The 5,956-nt window shown below is 62.2% G+C and carries 6 protein-coding genes; all 6 read left to right on the top strand.

All coding sequences use genetic code 11. From position 1 onward, the window contains the following. Positions 1 to 2,333: excinuclease ABC subunit UvrA (locus K675_RS0117065; RefSeq protein WP_017904711.1), on the top strand; the 2,333-nt coding region annotated here is incomplete at its 5' end. A gap of 183 nt (positions 2,334 to 2,516) precedes the next feature. Next, entirely contained in the window at positions 2,517 to 3,119 is a 603-nt protein-coding gene (locus K675_RS0117070; RefSeq protein WP_026145280.1) for a TetR/AcrR family transcriptional regulator, read from the top strand. A gap of 174 nt (positions 3,120 to 3,293) precedes the next feature. Further along, complete coding sequence (locus tag K675_RS0117075; RefSeq protein ID WP_017904713.1) at positions 3,294 to 3,974, top strand: type 1 glutamine amidotransferase domain-containing protein; 681 nt, start codon at positions 3,294 to 3,296, stop codon at positions 3,972 to 3,974. Further along, positions 3,955 to 4,185 carry an ATP-binding protein gene (locus tag K675_RS0117080; protein ID WP_017904714.1) on the top strand — a complete coding sequence of 77 codons (231 nt, stop codon included), beginning with the start codon at positions 3,955 to 3,957 and terminating at the stop codon, positions 4,183 to 4,185. The genes K675_RS0117075 and K675_RS0117080 overlap by 20 nt, the downstream gene beginning before the upstream one ends. Positions 4,186 to 4,717: 532 nt before the next feature. Continuing rightward, positions 4,718 to 5,638 carry an ABC transporter six-transmembrane domain-containing protein gene (locus K675_RS0117090; RefSeq protein WP_026145281.1) on the top strand — a complete coding sequence of 307 codons (921 nt, stop codon included), beginning with the start codon at positions 4,718 to 4,720 and terminating at the stop codon, positions 5,636 to 5,638. Between the two features lie 188 nt (positions 5,639 to 5,826). Further along, positions 5,827 to 5,956 (top strand): flagellar basal body protein (locus K675_RS32385; RefSeq protein ID WP_232434445.1); only part of this gene is annotated, 130 nt, incomplete at its 3' end.

The raw sequence follows: 5,956 nt of genomic DNA on the forward strand, positions 1-5,956 counted from the left end.
GCAATGCGCGTTCCTCGGTGGGCAGCGTGACCACCCTGTCCAGCCTCGTACGCATGATGTATTCGCGCGCCGGCACCTATCCGGCCAATCAGCCGATGCTTTATGCCGAGGACTTTTCGCCGAATACCCCGCAAGGGGCATGTCCGGCCTGCCATGGCTTGGGTCATGTGTACGAGGTGACGGAGGCGACCATGGTGCCCGATCCCTCGCTGAGCATCCGCGAGCGAGCCATTGCCGCCTGGCCGCCGGCCTGGCATGGCCAGAACCTGCGCGACATCCTGGTCACCCTCGGCTACGACGTCGACCGTCCCTGGAAGGATTTGCCGAAGAAGGACCGGGACTGGATTCTCTTCACCGAAGAGACGCCCACGGCGCCGGTCTATGCAGGCCTCACACCGGACGAGACCCGTGAGGCACTCAAACGCAAGCTCGAACCCAGCTACATGGGGACCTTCACGGGCGCGCGACGCTATGTGCTGCACACCTTTGCCAACACGCAAAGCGCGCTGATGAGAAAGCGCGTATCGCGTTACATGGAGGGCCGTCTGTGCCCGACCTGTCACGGCAAGCGACTCAAGCCCGAAGCGCTGTCGGTGACCTTTGCCGGGCTGGATATCGGCGAGTTCATGCAGATGCCTCTGGATCGGCTGGCGGCTTTGCTCGAGCCGGTTGCCCAGGGCGATTTCCACGGTCATACGGCGGATGAGGGGAGCGGCCGTAAGATGGCACGCCGTGACCGGGCCGAGCGTGCCGCAAACGGTCGGTCGGCGCATGCGGGCTCGCCTGACGTGCGATGCACCAGCGCGCTCCCGGAGGAAAAACGTCTCGCCGCACGGCGCCTGGCCGGCGGCGTGATGGCGCGCTTGCGTCAGTTGCGCGGATTGGGTCTGGGTTACCTCACCCTGGACAGGGCGACGCCGACTCTGTCGGCCGGCGAACTGCAGCGTTTGCGCCTGGCCACGCAACTGAGTTCCATGCTGTTCGGCGTGGTGTACGTGCTGGACGAGCCCTCGGCGGGTCTGCACCCCTCTGACAGTCAGTCACTGTATGACTCACTGGATACGCTGCGCGATGCTGGCAATTCGGTGTTCGTCGTGGAGCACGACCTGGATCTGATGCGCCGTGCGCAATGGCTGGTGGATGTGGGGCCGGATGCGGGAGAGCGCGGCGGTCGTGTGCTTTACAGTGGTGTACCGCAAGGGCTGCGTGAGATTGCCGAGTCGCGGACCGCGGGTTATCTGTTCGACGAGATCCCCGCGCCGCTCAGCCGTGAGCGTGAGCCCGCCGGATGGCTGGAGCTGCGTGGCATTCGGCGGCACAACCTGCATGGCGTGGATGCACGCATCCCGTTGGGAGTGTTGACGGCTGTGACGGGGATCTCGGGGTCGGGCAAGTCCAGTCTGGTTGCCCAGGCCCTGCCAGAGTTGCTGCTGCTCCACCTCGGGCATGAGCCGCAGGAGGAGGCGGCAGAAAATGCCCAGGGAGAAGGCCCCAGCGTGATCGAGGTCACTGGAGGACATTTGGCCGGGGACCTGGAGGTTGTCCAGCGCCTGGTCCAGGTCGACCAGAAACCGATTGGCCGCACGCCACGTTCCAACCTGGCCACCTACACCGGTCTGTTCGATCACGTGCGCAAGTTGTTCGCCGCCACGCCGGATGCGCGCCGTCATCGTTATGACGCCGGGCGGTTTTCCTTCAATGTGCCGAAGGGGCGTTGCGAAACGTGCGAAGGGGAGGGGGTCGTCAGCGTTGAGCTGCTGTTCATGCCCAGCGTCTACGCACCGTGTCCGACCTGCCATGGCGCACGCTACAACGAGGCCACGCTCGCCGTGCGCTGGAATGGGCGCAATATCGCCGATGTGTTGTACATGACAGTCGACGAGGCCCATGACTTCTTCGCGGCTGAGGACGCCATCGCCCGGCCGTTGCAACTGTTGCGGGAAATCGGTCTGGGCTACCTGCGACTGGGGCAGCCCGCCACCGAATTGTCGGGCGGTGAAGCGCAGCGCATCAAACTCGCCACGGAGTTGCAGCGGAGTCAGCGAGGCCGCAGCCTGTACGTGCTCGACGAGCCGACCACCGGATTGCACGCCTCGGATGCCGACCGTTTGCTGGTGCAGTTGCAGCACCTGGTCGAGGCTGGCAATACGGTGGTGATGGTCGAGCACGACATGCGCGTCGTGGCCCAGGCCGACTGGGTGATCGATGTCGGGCCGGGGGCCGGGGAAGCGGGGGGGCGTATCGTGGCAGCCGGTACGCCTCGGCAGGTGGCGATGGTGCCCGGAAGTCGGACGGCACCGTTCCTGGCTGAGGCACTGGCGCGCGCGCAATAGGAGGGGCAGGTTGTGACGGTGGCCTGCTGGTGACCCGCATCATCTCATCGCCGCCGTCGACCATGCCTTTGGCAACCACCGGCAACATCTGCCCTTGGTGCGGCAGGTTATCGAAACCGGTCGCAACGTCGAGATCGCCTTCACGCTAGTAGACCGACCGGCTAGTACGATAGCATTTACACCATGAGCCCTCCCAAAACACGCGAATCATCCGACACCCGCCAGCAGATACTCGATGTCGGCCAACGAATCATGGCCGCCAAAGGCTATTCGGCCGTGGGCCTGAAAGAAATCCTGGCGGCCGCCGATGTGCCCAAGGGCTCGTTCTATCACTATTTCGAGTCCAAGGACGCCTTCGGTGAGGCGTTGCTGGAGGATTACTTTCAGCATTACCTGAGGGACCTCGACCAGATTCTCGCCGAGCCCGGCCTGACAATGGCACAGCGTCTGATGAACTATTGGGAGGTCTGGCAGAGCAGCCAGTCTTTCCTCGAATGCCAGGGCAAGTGCCTGGCGGTGAAGCTCGGGGTCGAGGTGGCCGATCTCTCCGAAGCCATGCGCCGGGTGCTCCAGCGCGGGACTTGTGGGATCACCGACCGTCTCGGCGATGCCATCGAAGCCGGGGTGGCAGAGGGGTCGTTGAGTATCACCGGTGATCCGTACGCGGTTGCGCAGAGCCTCTATCAGCTATGGGTGGGCGCCAGCGTCATGGTCAAGATCGCCCGGAACACGCAGCCCTTCGAAACGGCCCTGGCGGCCACACGACAAATGCTCAAGCCGAATTGATCCTGTCGGCATGGGCTGGCGCGACGCGTCTGCGTCTGGCTGGCTCACTCACTGGCCTTCACTGAGCTGAACCGCGCCGACACAGGGCGATAAAATTCTCCCCTGTTACTAGACGACCGGTCTATTTTTGTGTTTTTGTTGAGCCTTCCATTCCCCAAGACACAGGAGATTCCGATGAAAATCCTCATGGTACTGACCTCCCACGACACCCTTGGCGACACCGGCCATAACACCGGATTCTGGCTCGAAGAATTGGCGGCGCCGTACTACGCGTTTCTCGACGCCCACGCGCAGGTGGTCCTGGCTTCGCCGAAAGGGGGCCAGCCGCCGCTGGACCCGAAAAGCAACGAGCCGGCGTTCCAGACCGACCTGACCCGGCGTTTCGAAGCCGACCCCGTGGCCACCGCCCAACTGGCCCGCACTGTGCGCCTGGACAGTGTGTCGCCGGCCGATTTCGATGCGGTGTTCTACCCCGGGGGCCACGGCCCGCTGTGGGATCTGGCCGAGGACACCGATTCGATCCGCCTGATCGAGGCGTTCCTGGCCGGCGGCAAGCCGACCGCACTGGTGTGTCATGCGCCGGGTGTGTTGCGCCACGTGAAGAATCCCGATGGCACGCCAGTGGTCCAGGGCAAGCAGGTCACCGGCTTTACCAACAGTGAAGAGGAGGCGGTGGGCCTGACCAACGTGGTGCCCTTTTTGGTCGAGGACATGCTCAAGGCAAATGGCGGCCTGTATTCCCGGGGGGACGACTGGGCTTCCTATGTGGTCAGCGATGGCCTGCTGATCACCGGGCAGAACCCTGCGTCGTCGAGTGAAACCGCGCAGGTATTGATTGGACAACTGCAGGGCTGACGAGGCCTCGCCGCCGCAGGCCAGCCGCGTCCGGGTGACAGAGCTGGTCTGCGACATGGGCCTGGCGGTCGTCCGGGCCATCGCGGTGGCCCATGGCGGGACGGTGGCCTGCCGTCGCCGCCTACCGGAAAACGGCTACTGGGTGGAAGTCAGGGAAACAAGACTGACCTGGCTCGAGCAGGTGTTGCCCTGGCATATTGTAATCAACTGATTACTCATATTAACAAATATGGTGATGTATTCGGACCGAGTCTCTCGTAGTCTCGCTGCAGGCAGTTATATGTCTAGATGATCATCAAGTTGTAAAAAAGTTTGCTGTACCGAACTCTTTCGGTAGTTTGAATTTTATTCGGAGAGATGGAAGAGGCTGCAGAAGTTCTGGAGACCATTCCAGTCGGCTGTGCCCATCGTGGCCCTGACACTTTGCATCGTGGGTGTCGCTCTCTCGTTGGCGACCAGGTCATGGGCTCATTGGCTGTTTTTGCGCCTGCCATCTGCCTGCTGATAATAACGGAGATGGTCGTCGAGGAGGTCCAGACAAGACTTCTGTTGATCACCGATGAACATCGTGACCTGCTCGGCGTCGCGCAATATTCGGCTTCGCAAGCGGTTGTGCAGGTATATCCCTGCCTGCTGCGGGGTTGGTTGGCGATACATCGGGCTGCCGGCGACGGCCCCCCGATAACGACTGCACTCCGTCAAACTTGAATAACCCACGGCATCTTTATCTCGACGAGTTTCCCATGTCGCCCGTAACACCTGAAATATTGATCGAAGAAAGCCCGAAGATCGGTCAACAGTCTGCCTGTCAGACGCTCAAGGCGATTGCCAGGGCCTATCCCGGCAAGTTGTCCTGCACACTATCCCTGGTGGCGCTGGAGAATCTCCTGTTGCTGGCTTATCCGTTGTTCGCCGGTTTTGCGGTGGACTCGATCATCCAGGGTAATGCGCTTCACGCACTGCTCTATGCCGCTGTCGTGTTCATGTTCTGGCTCGTTGGCGCAGTGCGCCGTGCGGTCGATACCCGCACGTTTACCCGTATTTATGCCGATCTTGCCGTACCGGTCATCCTTCATCAGCGATCGCAGAATCACAACACCTCGAAAGTCGCCGCGCGAGTGGTGCTGGCCCGGGACTTCGTCGACTTCTTCGAGAAGCACGTGCCCATCATCAGCACGGCGCTGGTGTCGATTGTCGGGGCGGCCACGATGTTGCTGGTGATCGAGTTCCGGGTCGGGCTTGGTTGTCTGTTGGTTCTGCTGCTGTGTGTGACGTTGCTGCCACGCTTTGCCGGACGAAACCAGCTGTTGCACGAGCGCCTGAACGATCGCCTGGAAAAGGAAATCGGCCTGGTGGAAAAAGTTGCTGCCCAGACCCTGCATCGCCATTACCGCCTGCTGTCCCGGCTGCGTATCTGGCTGTCGGATCGCGAGGCCGCGGCCTACCTGTTTATCGGCACCCTCGCCGCGTTGCTGTTTGCCCTGGCGATCAGCCGGATGGCGTTGTCTTCCGGCATCAAGGCCGGTCATGTGTATGCGGTGATGACCTACCTGTGGACCTTCGTCAGCTGCCTGGATGAAGCGCCAGGGATGGTCGATCAACTGGCGCGCCTTCGGGACATCGGCAAGCGGGTCGACCCGGGCCTGGAGGGGGGCGCATCTTGAGGCTGGCCGTGTCCGGGAGACGGCTCGCTGCTCGGCGAGCCGGCAACTTCCGTATGTCCAGGTGGCGACTGCCCAGCCGCCTGGCAGACCGCAAATCTATCAGGCGCTGCTACTTGTCCGCCGTCGACCCTGTGGTCGTTCTCTCTCAACGCTTCAGCATTCGTCAGTCGACGGTCAAGGAAAACCCCATGCTTCCAGCACTCTATGTCGCCAAAACGGGCCTGGCGGCCCAGGACACCCAACTGACCACCATTTCCAACAACCTGGCCAACGCCTCGACCACCGGCTTCAAGCGTGATCGTGCCGAGTTCCAGGACC

The sequence above is a fragment of the Pseudomonas fuscovaginae SE-1 genome (genome assembly GCF_000364705.1).
Lineage (GTDB): Bacteria > Pseudomonadota > Gammaproteobacteria > Pseudomonadales > Pseudomonadaceae > Aquipseudomonas > Aquipseudomonas fuscovaginae_A.

What these genes read in the sequence shown, in the direction of transcription:
- K675_RS0117070 (WP_026145280.1), top strand. Translation starts at nt 2,517, where the DNA reads ATGAGCCCTCCCAAAACACGCGAATCATCCGACACCCGCCAGCAGATA.
- K675_RS0117090 (WP_026145281.1), top strand. Translation starts at nt 4,718, where the DNA reads ATGTCGCCCGTAACACCTGAAATATTGATCGAAGAAAGCCCGAAGATC.
- K675_RS0117075 (WP_017904713.1), top strand. Translation starts at nt 3,294, where the DNA reads ATGAAAATCCTCATGGTACTGACCTCCCACGACACCCTTGGCGACACC.